13 protein-coding genes are annotated in these 15,018 nt (G+C 61.1%); 5 read left to right on the top strand and 8 right to left on the bottom strand.

What is annotated here, in order from left to right; all coding sequences use genetic code 11:
• Positions 1-19: 19 nt before the first annotated feature.
• Positions 20-847: an HTH-type transcriptional regulator BhcR gene (gene bhcR / locus JJQ51_RS25055; protein WP_145321267.1), complete on the top strand. Its 828-nt coding sequence runs from the start codon at positions 20-22 to the stop codon at positions 845-847.
• A 60-nt stretch (positions 848-907) separates the two neighbouring features.
• Here bhcR and guaD read toward each other — a convergent pair whose 3' ends face one another.
• The gene (gene guaD, locus JJQ51_RS25060; protein WP_152095100.1) at positions 908-2,251 is read right to left on the bottom strand and encodes a guanine deaminase; all 1,344 of its coding nucleotides are present in this window, start codon (positions 2,249-2,251) and stop codon (positions 908-910) included.
• The gene (locus JJQ51_RS25065) at positions 2,248-3,486 is read right to left on the bottom strand and encodes a urate hydroxylase PuuD (protein WP_113353391.1); all 1,239 of its coding nucleotides are present in this window, start codon (positions 3,484-3,486) and stop codon (positions 2,248-2,250) included. Before JJQ51_RS25065 ends, guaD begins: the two co-directional genes overlap by 4 nt.
• Before the next feature lie 155 nt (positions 3,487-3,641).
• Between JJQ51_RS25065 and JJQ51_RS25070 the strand changes: the two genes are divergently transcribed.
• From JJQ51_RS25070 to JJQ51_RS25080, 3 genes are all read left to right on the top strand, one after another.
• Positions 3,642-4,580 (top strand): LysR family transcriptional regulator, encoded by a 939-nt coding sequence (locus JJQ51_RS25070; protein WP_113353390.1) that lies wholly within the window; start codon positions 3,642-3,644, stop codon positions 4,578-4,580.
• 82 nt (positions 4,581-4,662) lie between these two features.
• Complete coding sequence (locus JJQ51_RS25075; RefSeq protein ID WP_269245457.1) at positions 4,663-4,914, top strand: type II toxin-antitoxin system Phd/YefM family antitoxin; 252 nt, start codon at positions 4,663-4,665, stop codon at positions 4,912-4,914.
• A gap of 2 nt (positions 4,915-4,916) precedes the next feature.
• Positions 4,917-5,357 carry a PIN domain-containing protein gene (locus tag JJQ51_RS25080; protein ID WP_113353388.1) on the top strand — a complete coding sequence of 147 codons (441 nt, stop codon included), beginning with the start codon at positions 4,917-4,919 and terminating at the stop codon, positions 5,355-5,357.
• Here JJQ51_RS25080 and xdhC read toward each other — a convergent pair.
• Genes xdhC through uraH form a run of 4 tightly spaced genes read right to left on the bottom strand, consistent with a single transcriptional unit; the run spans position 5,347 to position 10,413 of the window.
• Positions 5,347-6,198, bottom strand: a complete 852-nt coding sequence (gene xdhC / locus JJQ51_RS25085) for a xanthine dehydrogenase accessory protein XdhC (RefSeq protein ID WP_113353387.1) — start codon at positions 6,196-6,198, stop codon at positions 5,347-5,349. The two genes, JJQ51_RS25080 and xdhC, sit on opposite strands and share 11 nt — an antisense overlap.
• A 4-nt stretch (positions 6,199-6,202) precedes the next feature.
• Complete coding sequence (gene xdhB / locus JJQ51_RS25090) at positions 6,203-8,557, bottom strand: xanthine dehydrogenase molybdopterin binding subunit (protein ID WP_269245458.1); 2,355 nt, start codon at positions 8,555-8,557, stop codon at positions 6,203-6,205.
• 3 nt (positions 8,558-8,560) lie between these two features.
• Positions 8,561-10,045, bottom strand: a complete 1,485-nt coding sequence (xdhA, locus tag JJQ51_RS25095; protein WP_113420692.1) for a xanthine dehydrogenase small subunit — start codon at positions 10,043-10,045, stop codon at positions 8,561-8,563.
• 2 nt (positions 10,046-10,047) lie between these two features.
• The gene (gene uraH, locus JJQ51_RS25100; protein WP_113331751.1) at positions 10,048-10,413 is read right to left on the bottom strand and encodes a hydroxyisourate hydrolase; all 366 of its coding nucleotides are present in this window, start codon (positions 10,411-10,413) and stop codon (positions 10,048-10,050) included.
• A 552-nt stretch (positions 10,414-10,965) separates the two neighbouring features.
• On the opposite strand from uraH, the gene JJQ51_RS25105 reads away from it, so the two are divergent.
• On the top strand, positions 10,966-11,451 hold the full coding sequence (locus JJQ51_RS25105; RefSeq protein ID WP_113420693.1) for an ureidoglycolate lyase: 486 nt from the start codon (positions 10,966-10,968) through the stop codon (positions 11,449-11,451).
• 148 nt (positions 11,452-11,599) lie between these two features.
• Here JJQ51_RS25105 and JJQ51_RS25110 read toward each other — a convergent pair whose 3' ends face one another.
• Positions 11,600-12,892, bottom strand: a complete 1,293-nt coding sequence (locus JJQ51_RS25110; RefSeq protein ID WP_069614091.1) for an NCS2 family permease — start codon at positions 12,890-12,892, stop codon at positions 11,600-11,602.
• Positions 12,893-13,344: 452 nt separating this feature from the next.
• Positions 13,345-14,997, bottom strand: coding sequence for a GMC oxidoreductase (locus tag JJQ51_RS25115; RefSeq protein WP_113420694.1), 1,653 nt, complete (start codon positions 14,995-14,997; stop codon positions 13,345-13,347).
• Between the last annotated feature and the right edge of the window lie 21 nt (positions 14,998-15,018).

Below are 15,018 nucleotides of genomic sequence, written 5' to 3' on the forward strand. Positions count from 1 at the left end.
TTGGTCTAGAGTGAGCGTCATGGCGGAAAATCGGGAAAAGACGAGGGGCAGGCCGGGCCGGAAACCGGCAGGGAACGCGGCGGCTTCATCCGTCCAAGTGCTCGATCGCAGTCTGAAACTCTTGGAGTTGGTGGCGCAAGCCGACGGCGCGGTTTTGACCGATCTCGCTGACCGGTCGGCTATGGCGCCGTCCACCGTCCACCGGCTACTGACGTCTCTTGCTCAGCACGGCATGGTGGCGCATGACGATGAGACCGGCGCCTGGACGATCGGGGTGAAAGCCTTCGAGATCGGAACCGCCTACTTGCGCTTCCGCAAGCTCGGCACGATCAGCCGGCCCTTCCTCAAGCAGTTGATGGAGGCATCCGGCGAGACCGCCAATATCGCCATCGAGGAGGACGGTGACGTCGTCTTCATCTCGCAAGCGGAAAGCCACGCGCCGATGCGCGCCTTCTTCCGCCCTGGCCGCCGCGGGCCGATCCATGCATCGGGCATAGGCAAGGCAATCCTCTCCACCTGGGCGGACAGCGAGATAAAAACTTTGCTCCAGGAGCGTCCGTTGCAGCATTTCACCGACAAAACCCGCGACACTCTGCCTATGCTGCTCGCGGATATGGACGAGATCCGCTCGCGCGGCTGGTCGATCGACGATGAGGAACATACGCTCGGCATGCGATGCGTGGCGGCGCCGATCTTCGATGAATATGGCGAGGCTATCGCCGGAATTTCGATTTCAGGCCCGGCTGTGCGGTTGCCGGATGAAAGGGTTGCTGCGCTCGGCCCTGTCGTGCGGGCCGCAGCGGAAGAATTGACGAAGGCAATGGGTGGACGCTCGAAGTGGACCTGAACATCTTCGCCGCCGTCTCTGCCGAGACGACGGCGTTGCCGGTCCGCCACATTTACTTGGTCAGGCGAGCTGCAGTTGTTCGCGTAGCGTCGTATCTGTCTTCTTACCCTTGGTCTTCATCGCCTTGCCGGCGACATAGACTTCGGCAACGCAACGGTCATCACCCATGGTCTGAAGGATAAAGAGCTCCTCCGCCAATGAGGTTGTCGTGCGCATGCGGAATTCCATGGCCGACTTGGCGCTGGAATCCAGCACGACGATATCGGCGTCCGCGCCCGCCTGCAGCGAGCCGATCCGCTTTTCGAGACCGAGCGCCAGGGCGTTGCCGCGCGTCATGCGATAGAAGGAGTTGAACGGCGTCAGCCGCTGCCCCTGCAGATGCAACACCTTGTAGGCTTCATCCATCGTTTCCAGCATGGAGAAGCTGGTCCCGGCGCCGACATCTGTTGCGACCGACCAGCGCGCGCCAAGCCTGTCGAACTGTGCGGCGTTGAAAAATCCCGAGCCGAGGAAGAGGTTCGAAGTGGGGCAGAAGACACCCACCGCGCCGGTCTCCGCAAGCACCGCGACTTCCCGTTCGCTCATATGGATACAATGGCCGAGCAGCATGCGGTCGTTGAGCAGACCGTAGCGAGCATAGATATCCGTATAATCCTTGGCCTCGGGGTAGAGAGAGGTGGCAAAGGCGATCTCATCCCGATTTTCCGAGAGATGCGTCTGGACATAGCAGTCCGGATGCTCGGCGACGAGCGCCTTGCTCATTTCCATCTGCTCGGGCGTCGAGGTAATCGCAAAGCGAGGGCTGATGGCATAATGGACGCGTCCGCGGCCGTGCCACTTCGCAATCAGCCGCTTTGTTTCGTCATAGCCGCGCTGCGGCGTATCGCGCAGCGCCTCCGGCGCGTTGCGATCCATCATCACCTTACCGCCGATCATGCACATGCCGCGCGCTTGCGCCGCCGCGAAATAGGCATCGACGCTTTCCGGATGCACCGAACAATAGGCAACCGCCGTCGTCGTGCCGTTCGACAGGAGTTCGTCCATGAAGCGGTCGGCCACTTCGGCCGCATGGGCGGCGCGTGCAAACTTCTGTTCCTCGACGAAAATATAGGTATTCAGCCATTCGAGCAGCTGCGCGCCATAGGAGGCGATCGCCTGCGTCTGCGGGAAATGCAGGTGCGTGTCGATGAAGCCCGGCAGGATGAGGTTCGGGCGATGGTCCGCGATCCTGATGCCGGCGTCAGCCAGCTTTCTCACGTCGCCATAGGTGCCGATTTCCACGATCTTGCCGTCGCGGACGAAGACGGCGCCGTCCTCGATATAGCGATAGGAGGCGGTGTCATCTATGCCTTGCGGCTCGGCAAGGAAGGTCAGCACGCGACCACGGATTAGGACTTCGTTCATTGGGTCTTCTCCCCATTGATGGCACTTTCATACCAGGAGACGAGCAGGCGGCGCTCCTCGTCGGTTATGTGAGAGGCATTGGCGGGCGGCATGGCGTGGCTGCGGCCAGCCTGCAGGTAGATCTCGCGCGCATGGGCGGCGATATCGCGATCGGTCTCGAACATCACCCCCTTCGGCGGAGCCACTATGCCCTCCCAGCTCGGCTCCTTCGCATGGCACATGGAGCAGCGACCCATCACGGTATCGCGGACCTTTGGGAAATCCTGCGCCGTGATGAAGGGCTGCTGGATGGCGGAGATCTTCGTTGTGGGTTCGCCGGTCAGCATTTTCGGTACCGTGGAGAGCCACATGATAATGATGAACAGGATGACGGTGATCAGCCAGGTCCAAGTCGGGTTGCCGGCATTGGCGTGCCGGGTATTGAACCAGTGGCGGATGGTGACGCCCATCAGGAAGACGAGTGAGGCGATGATCCAGTTGAACTGCGTGCCGAAAGCCAGCGGATAGTGGTTCGACAGCATCAGGAACAGCACCGGCAGCGTCAGGTAGTTGTTGTGCGTCGACCGCTGCTTGGCGATCCTGCCGTATTTCGCATCTGGCGTACGCCCGGCAAGCAGGTCGGCAACCACGATCTTCTGGTTCGGGATGATGATGAAGAAGACATTGGCCGACATGATCGTCGCCGTGAAGGCGCCGAGATGCAGGAAGGCGGCGCGGCCGGTAAAGAGATGGGTATAGCCCCAAGCCACCGCCACCAGGATGAAATAGAGCGCCACCATCAGCCGGGTATTATCGTTGCCGAAGGGCGACTTGCAGATCAGGTCGTACAGGAGCCATCCACCGGCGATCGAGCAGAGCGAAATGGCGATCGCCACCGGCTTGGAGACGTCAAGCACGGCCGGGTCGATCATGTAGAGATCGGCACCGGCATAATAGACGAGACAGAGCATGCCGAAGCCCGACAGCCAGGTGACGTAGCTTTCCCATTTGAACCAGACGAGGTGGTCCGGCATGTTGGCCGGCGCCACCAGATACTTCTGGATATGGTAAAAGCCGCCGCCATGCACCTGCCACTCCTCGCCATAGGCGCCAGGCGGCAGGGCCGGATGTTTCTTGAGGCCGAGGTCGAGTGCCACGAAATAGAATGACGAGCCAATCCAGGCGATGGCGGTGATGACGTGCAGCCAGCGGACGGCGAATGTCAGCCAGTCCCAGGCGATGGCATATTCATACATGGGAACTCCTCCCGGCCTTCATGGGCCTGATCTTCACGGGACTGTTTGCCATCGGGTGATTTTCTCGAAAATCCCGGTGAATCCACCAACACTTTCAAAAAAATCTATAAGATGAACCCTGGTTTGTTCCGCGCGCCAATGTGGTAGAAGGAGCCATGTCCTATCTTGATAATGTCCGCGTCTTCGTTCGTGTGGTCGAACTCGGTACTCTCTCGGCAGCAGGCCGCGACCAGCGCGTCACGCCTGCGGTGGCGAGCAACCGCATCAAGGAGCTCGAGCGTCATCTTGGCGTGCGCCTCTTCAACCGCACCACGCGTAAGCTCTCGCCGACCGAACATGGCCGCGTTTTCTACGAAAAAGCGGTGAAGATCATCGAGGCGGTCAATGAGGCGGAAGCGGCGATCGCCGATCTTTCGCGAAATCCGAAGGGATCGCTGAGGATCACCGCGCCGCTCGGCATCGGCCGAAGGCTGATCGCCTCGGGCATTCCGGAGTTTCATGACAAATATCCGGATATCGAAGTACGCTTGCGCCTGTCGGACCACAATGTCGACATCCTCGCCGAAGGCGTCGACGTCGCCTTCAAGCTTGGCGTGCTGGAGGATTCGAACCTGCGCATGCGCGGTATCCTCAATTGCGAGCGGGTGCTTTGCGCATCACCTGCCTACCTTGCAAGTCGTGGCGTGCCGGCGAGCGCGGATGCGTTGATCGCCGACAAGCATGACTGTCTCTTGCTGCGCTATCCGGGATCGAAGGAGTATTACTGGACGCTGATGACGGCGGAAGGTACCCGCAAGTTCGAGGTCGCAGGCCCTTATGACAGCGATGATGGCGATGTGCTGACCCAATGGGCGCTGGAAGACCGCGGCATCATCAACAAACCGCTGTTCGAGGTTAAAGCCTATCTGAGGGAAGGGCGATTGGTGGAGATCCTGAAGGAAAGTCCGCCAGCTCCGGTTCAGCTCGCCGCCATCTATCCGCACAAGCGTTTCCAGGATCCGAAGGTCCGCCTGATGATCGATTTCATGGCGGAGCGCTGTCAGCGGCTCATCGGCAAGCTGCTCGAGGACGAGCCAGTGGCCGCAGCCTCGTGAATCGAACGCGACAGATTGATCTCCACTTGGCTCAATTCAGTGAAATCACATATGTCTATCGGTGGTCATATGGAGAGGCGGCATGAAGGAAATCCAGCTCAAGGATGCGAAGGCGAGGCTTTCGGCCGTGGTCGATCAAGCGGTGGCCGGTGAGCCGACCGTTATTACCCGCCATGGCCGGAAGGAAGCGGTGCTGGTTTCCTTCGAGGAATGGCAAAGGGTCTCCAAAGTACCTGATTTCCCCGATCTGCTTCTCGCCTTTCCCGGCGAGGCCGCCGATATTCCAGAGCGATCGCGAAAGCCCGCGCGTTCATTGCGTGAAAATGGCTTCTGATCTTGTATCTTCTGGATACCAATATCGTATCGGCCGATGCGCCGATCAAGCGCCAAGTCGGCGCTGAGGCATTCGCGGCCTGGCTGCGCGCCAATAGTGACCGGCTTTATCTTTCGGCCATCACCATCGCCGAGATCGAGGCAGGCATCGCCCGCATGGTTAGGATTGGGGCGACGACGAAAGCGGAGCACCTGCGCCGCTGGCTCGCCGCGGTGGAACATTTCTATGCCGGCCGTATCCTGCCCTTCGGAGTTGAGGAGGCGCAGCATGCTGGCCTGATGCTTGACCGGGCGCGTGCTCACGACCCCGGCTTCGAGGACATTGCCATCGCCGCCATCGCCGCTGCATGCGGCCTCACGGTTTTGACGGCCAATGAGCGGCATTTCGCGCCGCTCGGCGTGCCGGTCGCCAATCCCTTCAAGCAGTTGCCCGTTATCCGATAACAGGTTTTGTCGCGGCTAGCTGTGCCGCGGCCGTCCAAGTCAGCGCCGCTGTCATGATCTCGGCGGCGGCAAGCGTGGCGATGACCGTGGGACGCTTGTCTTTCACGGCCGTTCCGCCGATTGGGCAGACGAGGCGATCGAAAAGCTCAGCGTGCCCGCTTTCGCGCGACAGCCAGTTGCGGAAAGTGGCGCGCTTCGTCTTGGAGCCGATCATGCCGACATAGGCTGCATCGTTACGTTTGAGCGCCTCGGCGGCAATCAGGAAATCGAGCGCGTGATCATGGGTGAGAATGACGAAGCTGCTGCCGGCCGGCGCATCGCGCACGACAGCCTCAGGCATGGCCGTGAGACAGGTTTCAATGCCTGGCACGGAGCTGGCGACAAGCTCTTCCTCTCGCGTATCGACAAGTACCACGCGTAATGGCGCGAGCGAAAGCGCCATGGCAAGCGCATCGCCGACATGACCGGCGCCGAAAACATAGACATGTGGGCGTGTGGCCATCTCGCGGTCGCTCCGAGCTATGAGATCATTCGCAAGCGCTGGGCTGAGGGCGGTGAAGGCGAGGCCCACCCGACCGCCGCAGCATTGGCCGATCTCCGGGCCGAGCGGTACGTTCATCGGCTCCGCCGCAAGGCCGGAGCGCAATGCCCGTCGTGCCTGGTCGATCGCCATATATTCCAGTGTTCCGCCGCCGATCGTCGCAAAGATTGCCCGCTCCGATACCAGCATCCAGGCATCCGCATCGCGCGGTGCGGAGCCAGCGACCCCCGTCACCTCGACGAGAATCGATGCCGGTTCGCGGCGGAGAAAATCCCGGATGTCTTCACAGGCGGCAGGCATGATCTTACTCCTTCTTCGCCGCCTTGAGACGCTCGATCGCCATCAGTACCCGTTCGGGTGTCGCCGGCGCGTCGAGACGCGGGCAGATCTTGTGGTCGGCGACGCTCGCCACGGCATCCGAAAGGGCATGCAAGACGGAGAGGCCGAGCGGCAGCGGCGGCTCGCCAACCGCCTTGGACCGATGGATCGTCGGCTCATGGGCCTCCGACCAATCGGTTAGGGCCACATTGAAAATCTTTGGCCGGTCGGATGCAAGCGGGATCTTGTAAGTCGAGGGCGCGTGCGTTCGAAGCCGCCCCTTGCCGTCCCACCAGAGCTCTTCCGTCGTCAGCCAGCCCATGCCCTGGATGAAGCCGCCTTCGACCTGGCCGATATCGATGGCTTTATTCAGTGAGCGGCCGGTATCGTGCAGGATATCGGTGCGTTCAACGACATATTCCCCCGTCAGCGTATCGATCGATACTTCCGAGCACGCCGCGCCATAGGCATAGTAGTAGAAGGCATGGCCGCGGCCCGCCTTGCGGTCCCAATGGATTTTCGGCGTCTTGTAGAAGCCGGCGGCCGAAAGCTGGACGCGGGCCATGTAGGCCTTCTTGACGAGATCGTCGAACGGCATTTCGATGTCGCCGATGCGCACCCGGTTGGGCAGGAAGAGAACCTGGTCAGGCGATACCTGATGGCTTTCCGCGGCAAAGGCGATCAGTCGCTCCTTGATCTGGCGCGCGGCATTCTGGGCCGCCATGCCGTTGAGATCGGCACCCGAGGAGGCCGCGGTCGGTGAGGTGTTCGGCACCTTGGCCGTGGTCGTCGCGGTGATCTTCACCCGGTCGAGATCGATCTGGAATTCTTCCGCCACGACCTGCGCCACCTTCAGGTGCAAGCCTTGTCCCATCTCGGTGCCGCCATGGTTCATGTGCACGGAGCCATCGCTATAGACATGCACCAGCGCGCCGGCCTGGTTCGACTCCGTCTTGGTGAAGGAGATGCCGAATTTCACTGGAGTCAGCGCGATGCCGCGCTTGACGATGCGGCTCTTGGCATTGAACTCGGCGATCGCCTTGCGGCGTCCGGCATAGTCAGCGCTTTCCTCCAGTTCGGCGACGATGCGCTGAATGATGCAGTCCTCGACCTTCTGGTGGTAGGGGGTAAGGTTGCGCTCACCATCGACGCCCATCGCGTCATAGAAATTCAGTTTGCGAATTTCGAGCGGGTCCTTGCCGACGGCGAAGGCCACCTCGTCGATGACCCGTTCGGCGCCGACCATTCCCTGCGGACCGCCGAAGCCGCGAAAGGCCGTGTTGGAGACGGTATTGGTATAGAGCGGCGCCGATTTCGCATGAACATGCGGAAAGAAATAGGCATTGTCGCAGTGAAACAGCGCACGGTCGCCGACCGGACCGGACAGATCGGCTGAGAAGCCGGCGCGAAGCGCGAAGGTATAGTCGACGGCAAGGATGCGGCCTTCGTCGTCAAAGCCCACATCGTAGTCGATGGCGAAATCATGCCGCTTACCGGTCGCGATCATGTCTTCGTCGCGGTCGAGCCGGATCTTGACGGCGCGCTTCAGCTTCTTGGCGGCGATGGCAGCGATCGCGGCGCATTGGTTCGCCTGGGTTTCCTTGCCGCCGAAGCCGCCACCCATGCGCCGAACCTCGATCGTAACAGCATTGCTCGGCACGCCAAGCGCATGGGCGACCATGTGCTGCGTCTCGCTCGGGCCTTGGGTGGAGCAATAGACAACCACCTCGTCGTCCTCACCGGGAACAGCGAGCGAGACTTGGCCTTCGAGATAGAAATGATCCTGGCCGCCGAGCCGCATTCGGCCTTTCACGCGCCGCGGAGCATTCGCAAGAGCGTCCGCCGGATCGCCACGCTTCAGCGTTAGCGGCGTGACGACCTGCTTATGAGAGGAAACATCCAGATCCCAGATGTCGATATCAGCAGGCAATTCCTCGTACTCGATCTTTGCCAGCCTTGCCGCGCGGCGCGCCTGCTCGCGCGTTTCGGCGATCACGCAAAAGATCGGCTGGCCATGAAACTCGACCTTGCCGGCGGCAAGCACGGGGTCATCATGCATATAGGAGGGCGAGATATCGTTGACGCCGGGCACATCCTCATGGGTGAGGACGGCAACGACGCCGGGGGCGACCCGCACGGCTGAGAGATCGACGGATTTCAGGATGCCGTGCGCCACGGTGGACAGGCCGAGGCCGACGTGAAGCGTGCCCGTGGGTTCGGTGATGTCGTCGATATAGACGGCGGCACCGGAGACATGCTTGTGGGCGGAATCATGGCGCGGGCTGGAATGGACGCCGCCAATGATGGTTTCGGGTTTGAGATCGGGAGTGTGCTTGTTCATGTCTTACGCGGCTTCGTATCTCGATACCTGCGCCGGCGCCGCGATGGACGTCGTTTCCAGGTAGAAGCGCAGCAGCAGGTTTCTGGCAGCCAACGCGCGATATTCCGCCGTGGCGCGCATGTCGGTCAGTGGCGCGTAATCCTCGGCATATTTCTCCATTGCCGTCTCCACGGTCCTCTCGCTCCAGGGCTGGCCGAGCAGCGCCCTTTCGACGGCGAAGGCCCGTTTCGGCGTCGCGGCCATGCCGCCATAGGCGATCCGGATTTCGGCAACCGTGCCATCTTCGCCAAGTACCAGCCGGAAGGCGCCGAGCGTGGCGGTAATGTCCTCGTCCCGGCGCTTCGTCACCTTGTAGATGGCGAATTTCGCCGCGGCTGCAGGAACCGGAATATGGATGGCTTCGACGAATTCGCCAGGCTGGCGGTCCTGTTTGCCATAGGCGATGAAGAAGTCTTCAAGCGCAATGGTGCGCCGAACGATGCCCTTGCGCAAGGTCAGCGACGCGTTGAGCGCAATCAACGCCGGTGGCGTATCGCCGATCGGCGAGCCGTTGGCGATGTTGCCGCCGATCGTGCCCATGTTGCGCACCTGCTGGCCGCCAATGCGGGTAATCAACGGCCCAAGCGCCGGGACATGCTGCGAAAGCGTCGCGAACGCCTCCGAATAGGTGACGCCGGCGCCGATGCTGATCACGCCGTCTTTCACCACGATCGATTTCAACTCCTGCAGCCCGGCAATGAAGATGACCGGCGTGACGTCGCGCATGTGCTTGGTGACCCAGAGGCCGACATCGGTCGAGCCGGCCACCACGGTCGCCGTCGGCGATGCCTCCAGAACCGAGGCGAAATCATCAAGGTTCGCCGGCACGATCAGCCGATTTCGACCCTCGCCGATTTCGACGCGGGCGCCATCGCGAAGGGCCTGCAGGCGCGCGATCATGGTTTCGCGTTCGATCAGCAGCGGGTCGTCTTGCGTACCGCCATATTGGGAGATGGAGCGGGCGGCGCGCAAGATCGGTTCATAGCCGGTGCAGCGACAGAGATTGCCCTGGAGCGCTGTTTCGATCTGTTGATCCGTGGGATTCGGCGTCTGCATCCAAAGTCCGTAGAGCGACATGACGAAACCAGGCGTGCAGAAGCCGCATTGCGAACCGTGAAAGTCGACCATCGCTTGCTGCACCGGATGCAGGTGTTCGTCGCTCGGGGCGAGATGCTCGACGGTGACCACATGACAGCCATCCAACGAACCGAGGAAGCGGATGCAGGCGTTGACGCTCTCATAGACGAGGCCACCCGCGGGCGTCAGCCGACCCACAAGCACCGTGCAGGCGCCGCAGTCGCCTTCGGCGCAGCCTTCCTTGGTGCCCTTCAGCGAACGGGAAAGGCGCAGCCAGTCGAGCAGCGTCTGGTCCGGCGCCACGTCGGTAAGAATGATGTCCCAGCCGTTGAGAATGAAACGAAGTTCGGAGCGGATTTTCGTCGATGTCATTTTCAGCTCCCGCGGTAGGTGGAGTAGCTGTAAGGCGAGAGGAGCAGCGGCACATGGTAGTGCGCTTGTTCATCAGCGAGACCGAAGCGGATCGGAATGATGTCTAGAAACATCGGGCTCGCCGATGTGCGGCCAAGATAGTCACCGGCATGGAAGCGCAGCTCGTAGGTGCCGGCCTGCATGGTTTCGCCTGATAGCAGCGGCGCATCGCAGCGACCGTCGTCGTTGGTTTCGGTGGACGTCAGGAGGTGCAGTGCATCGCCCTCGATCCGGTAGAGTTCGATGCGCAAGCCTTCAGCAGGTTTGCCGAGCGCCGTATCCAGGACGTGGGTCGTGAGCCGTCCGGCTCCTGGCGAATGAGACTGCATATTCTTCTCCCGAACGTAGCGCTCCTTTCTCTACTATCCGCCAGGCTCATTCCCATGAAAAGCAGCTGTAACGTTCGAGACTTTCAAAATTTCCAAGGGGAATGGCACGCGTGATTTGCGGTTAGACATTGGATGTCGAAACGTTTGGAGGAGCGTTTCATACGATGTCGCGGCGGGATGGATGAGTACGGCTTGCGGGCTTCGCATGCGCTGAGGCCGGGAAATACGTGCCGGTATCGCGATATGCATTTCATGAAAATGCAGATTTCCGTATTGCATGGCGGACGTGATGAGCACGCCGATGTTCGGCCGACCCTGATGGGTATCGGGTAGAGGCGCTTGCGGCAGGGGGAATCCGATGCCGCGGTCTTCGTGATCAGCGTCGGTAGTGATTGACCATGGAAATAGCCGCGGCATGGCGGCCGCCGGGGTGCCAGCCGCGCTCCGGTCGAATTCCGCTGTCCGCACAGCGGGTCAGGTATCGAACCCAAGCGAACATATCGTCGATCGAGGAAGAGATGACTTCGGAGAATGGAAACGGGAGACCCATGAATGAAAGTGATCGAAATTCAGCCGCTGACGAGAGCCGCATTCGCGCCCTTTGGCGATGTCATCGAAATGGAGGGGGCACAAAGTTTCCCCATCAACGCCGGGAAATGCGTTCGTTATCATGATCTCGCAAAGGTCGAAGCGATTGGTGAGGAGGCACGCACGATGATCAGCTGGCTGCGCGGCGAACCCTATGCGCTGCCGCTGGAACTGAAGATGGTCGAGCGGCACCCTCTCGGCAGCCAGGCCTTCGTGCCGCTGACCGGCAATCCGTTCCTCGTCGTTGCGGCGCCGGAGACGGACAATGGTCCGGGCGAGCCCATGGCTTTCCGAACCAGGCCCGGACAAGGCGTCAATATCCGGCGCAACGTCTGGCACGGCATCCTGACGCCCCTCGACGGCATCTCGGATTTCATCGTTGTGGATCGCGGTGGCAAAGGCGTCAATCTTGAGGAGCATTTCTATGACGAGGCGTTCCTGATCCGCTGATCGGATCTCGATCGGTGCAGACAAATAAGGGGCGCTGCGGTTGCAGCGCCCCTTATTTGTCAAAGTGGTTCCCGTTCCTCGCAATCTGCGGAATGCCAAAAGGCCGGGTCATTCCAGCGAACGACCCGGCCTTGAAATCATTCCGCCGTCAATCCGCGAAGAAGGCGAAGCGTACGACGAACAGGGCCGCGACGATCTGTGTTGCCGGATGCAGCATCGACCAGCGGCCGGTGAAGACTTTCACGGCCACATAGGTGATGAAGCCAAAAGCAAGACCATTGGCGATCGAGTAGGTGAAGGGCATCGCAAGCGCGGTGATTGCAGCGGGTGCCGCCTCGGTCAGGTCATCCCATTCTATTTCGGTCAGCTCGCGCATCATCAGGCCCGCGACATAGAGCAGCGCCGGAGCCGTCGCATAGGCTGGCACGGAAGCCGCGAGCGGCGAGAAGAAGAGGGCGGCGATGAAGAGGGCGGCGATGGTGATCGCGGTCAGACCCGTGCGACCACCGGCCTGGACGCCCGACGCGCTTTCGACGAAGGCCGTCGTGCTGCTCGTGCCCATCAGTGAGCCGGCGACGATGGCCGCGCTATCGGCAAGCAGAGCCCGGCTCAGCCTGTTCGGCTTTCCTTCCTGGATCAGGTTCGCCCGCTTGGCGATGCCGATCAGCGTCCCGGTGGCGTCGAAAACCTCGACAAGCACGAAGACGAGGATGATATGGACCAGGCCGCCATGGAGAGCGCCGACGATGTCGAGCTGCAAAAAGGTCGGCATGATCGACGGCGGCGCCGAAACAATGCCGTGGAACTCGCTGACGCCGAAGATCCAGGAGAGAATGGTGACGGCGAGAATACCGATGAGGATCGAACCTCTTATTTTCAGCGCATCGAGAACGGCGATGACGAAGAAGCCGAAGATCGCGAGAAGGGGGCCGGTCTGTTTGAGGTCGCCGAGGCCAATGAGGGTCGCCTTGTTGGCGACGACGATGCCGGCGCTCTTGAGCGCGATGATCGCCAGGAAGAGACCGATACCCGCGGCAATCGCGCTTCTGAGCGAATGCGGGATGCCGGCAATCAGCCAGCTGCGCACGCCGGTTACCGTCAACAGGACGAAAATACAGCCCGAAATGAAGACCGCGCCGAGCGCCTGCTGCCAGGTAAAGCCGAGAGCCGAAACCACGGTGAAGGCGAAGAAGGCATTGAGCCCCATGCCCGGTGCCATGCCGATCGGCCAATTGGCGACGAGGCCCATGACGATCGAACCCAGCGCGGCTGCGAGACAGGTGGCGACAAAGACCGCGTTGCGATCCATGCCGGTCGTCGACAGAATGTCGGGATTGACGAAGATGATATAGGACATCGTCAGGAACGTCGTCACGCCGGCGATGAGTTCGGTGCGCGCGGACGTGCCGTGCTCACTCAATTTGAAAAGTCGTTCAAGCATTGTTCCTCCCTAAGCGTTCCCGACGCTCGTCAAATCATGGGGCTTGTCCCGCATCTCCTCCAGATGCTGGCGCGAGAAGCGGTTTTCGACGCTTCGTGGCGAGGGGAGATTGTGCGCTTTAAATGGCTTTGCGCGCTAGAGCCGGATTTCCCTGCAATTGGCGAAAGACATTCTAATTTTTCAAGCTATTTCGGCGCGAATTTCTTCTGGGTTGGGCACCGTAACGGAGTGGTCGAACCCACCTCTTCGTCCTGCACAATCGCTCGATTTAGTTGGGCAGAAAGATATGCACGATATTTACAGTGGCAAGGTGACAAAGCCAAACTATTTCCATCAGATGGCGAAACCGCGAAGGTTACACGGACGGCGGCCATGGAGGAGTGCGGTGAGCCTCCATATCTAAAATGGAGGTCGACCGAAGGTTTGAATTCCAATCGGAACGAAGCGCCTGATCATGATTGTCCGGCGCGATATTGATCGGCAATGTTCCTGCAGGCGCGGATGGTCAGGGCCATCACGGTCAGCGTGGTGCCGGCAATGCCGCTGCCCGGAAAGGCGGAAGCATCCGTCACGAGCAGGTTAGGGACATCCCAGCTCTGGTTATGGGGATTGAGGACGGAGTCCTTGTTCGATGTTCCCATGCGCGCGCCGCCGGTTTCATGGATGGCGGCGCCCATGCACATGGTCTTGCGGAACCATCTGCGGAACATGAAGCGGCTGAACGGATCGGCCTCGGGAAAGGCTCCACGGCCCATCTCCCTAAGACCGGTGGGCGAGCCGATGAATTCCAGTTCGCCGCCGACGTCACGCACCATGTCGATCAATACCTCTTGCTGCCGGCGCAGCAGGGCATGTTCCTCTTCGCCCATGACGCATCGGATATGGGGCACCGGAATCCCCCAGGCATCCTTGCGCGCTACATCGAGCGTGATGCGATTGTCGGCATAGGGCAGCATGCGGCCGAAGCCGAAGAAGGCCAGCCGCGAAGGCTCGTCATCCGGTGTCGGCGCGCGACCGATACTTCCCTGATAGTCGAAATCGCCGCGGCCTGTGTCGCCCTCTCCAAAGCGCGGTACGAAAATGCCGCCGGATGGATTGTAGAAGGGATCGACAGGCGCGGAATCATCGGCCGTCCAACCCTTCGCCTTGGAGAAGGAGCCGAAGGCAAGGCATGGAAGCTGATCCATGAAATAGCGCCCGAGCGCACCCGAGCTGTTGGCGAGCCCATGGGGGTGGCGAGCCGTGGCCGAATTGAGAAGCAGCCGGACGCTTTCAATCGGCGATGCGGAGAGCACGACGAGGGCAGCGCGCGCGGCCTCGACCTTGCCGGTCGCGCGGTCGATGAACTCGGCACCCGTCGCCCGGCCGCCGGCATCGTCGGTGGTGATACGCCGCACGATGGCGTCATGGCGGATGGTCAGCCGTCCTGTCGCCAACGCCTCGCGCAGCGGCTTCGGCGTCCGTTCGGCATCGGGCGCGATATAGCGCCAGGAAACGACATGCCGCTTCGGCCAGCGTCCTTCGACTTCCGTCTTGAAGATTTCTTCGGCCGGGGTCAGTTTCGCCGGATGGGCGTAGACGCCGTCGGGCAATGTCTCCACGCCATCCTCGTTGCCATAGAGACCAAGGCTTCCTTCGACCTCGGCATAATAGGGCGCGAGCTCGTCGTAGGAAACCGGCCAGTCGACGCCCTTGCCCGTCTTCGAGCGGATCTTGAAATCATCATCCGTCCAGCGCAGCAGCACCCGGCCGAAGCTGTGCAGACGGCCGCCGCCCTGGCGGCCGCGTATCCACAGGAATGGCGCATCCTTGGGGGTCGTATAAGGGTTCTTGCGATCGTTGACGAAGAAATGGCTGAAGCGCTCGGTAAAGAAGGCGGCGCGCGCCTGGATCGGCTGGCCCTTCAGCGTGGCGCGGGCGCGCTCCCAGATATTGATGCTGCTGGCCGGCGCCTTCTTGCGGTTCGGATCGAAATCCTTCTGGGTCACCGCCGGGCCGGCCTCGAGCAGCAGCACCGACAGCCCTTGGGCAGTCAATTCCTTGGCGGCGAAGGAGCCGGCGGCGCCGGAGCCGATCACCAGCGCGTCATAGACAGTCTCAGACATGGATAATTTCCGTATGCTGTG

This window comes from Rhizobium sp. AG207R, from assembly GCF_027109195.1.
In the GTDB taxonomy this organism is placed as follows: Bacteria; Pseudomonadota; Alphaproteobacteria; order Rhizobiales; family Rhizobiaceae; genus Rhizobium; species Rhizobium dioscoreae.

Bases quoted from the DNA above. Each gene is read 5' to 3' on its own strand.
- JJQ51_RS25075 (WP_269245457.1), top strand. From the start codon at position 4,663: ATGAAGGAAATCCAGCTCAAGGATGCGAAGGCGAGGCTTTCGGCCGTG.
- JJQ51_RS25070 (WP_113353390.1), top strand. From the start codon at position 3,642: ATGTCCTATCTTGATAATGTCCGCGTCTTCGTTCGTGTGGTCGAACTC.
- JJQ51_RS25105 (WP_113420693.1), top strand. From the start codon at position 10,966: ATGAAAGTGATCGAAATTCAGCCGCTGACGAGAGCCGCATTCGCGCCC.
- xdhA (WP_113420692.1), bottom strand. From the start codon at position 10,045: ATGACATCGACGAAAATCCGCTCCGAACTTCGTTTCATTCTCAACGGC.
- bhcR (WP_145321267.1), top strand. From the start codon at position 20: ATGGCGGAAAATCGGGAAAAGACGAGGGGCAGGCCGGGCCGGAAACCG.
- JJQ51_RS25065 (WP_113353391.1), bottom strand. From the start codon at position 3,486: ATGTATGAATATGCCATCGCCTGGGACTGGCTGACATTCGCCGTCCGC.
- guaD (WP_152095100.1), bottom strand. From the start codon at position 2,251: ATGAACGAAGTCCTAATCCGTGGTCGCGTGCTGACCTTCCTTGCCGAG.
- uraH (WP_113331751.1), bottom strand. From the start codon at position 10,413: ATGCAGTCTCATTCGCCAGGAGCCGGACGGCTCACGACCCACGTCCTG.
- JJQ51_RS25115 (WP_113420694.1), bottom strand. From the start codon at position 14,997: ATGTCTGAGACTGTCTATGACGCGCTGGTGATCGGCTCCGGCGCCGCC.
- xdhC (WP_113353387.1), bottom strand. From the start codon at position 6,198: ATGCCTGCCGCCTGTGAAGACATCCGGGATTTTCTCCGCCGCGAACCG.
- xdhB (WP_269245458.1), bottom strand. From the start codon at position 8,557: ATGAACAAGCACACTCCCGATCTCAAACCCGAAACCATCATTGGCGGC.
- JJQ51_RS25110 (WP_069614091.1), bottom strand. From the start codon at position 12,892: ATGCTTGAACGACTTTTCAAATTGAGTGAGCACGGCACGTCCGCGCGC.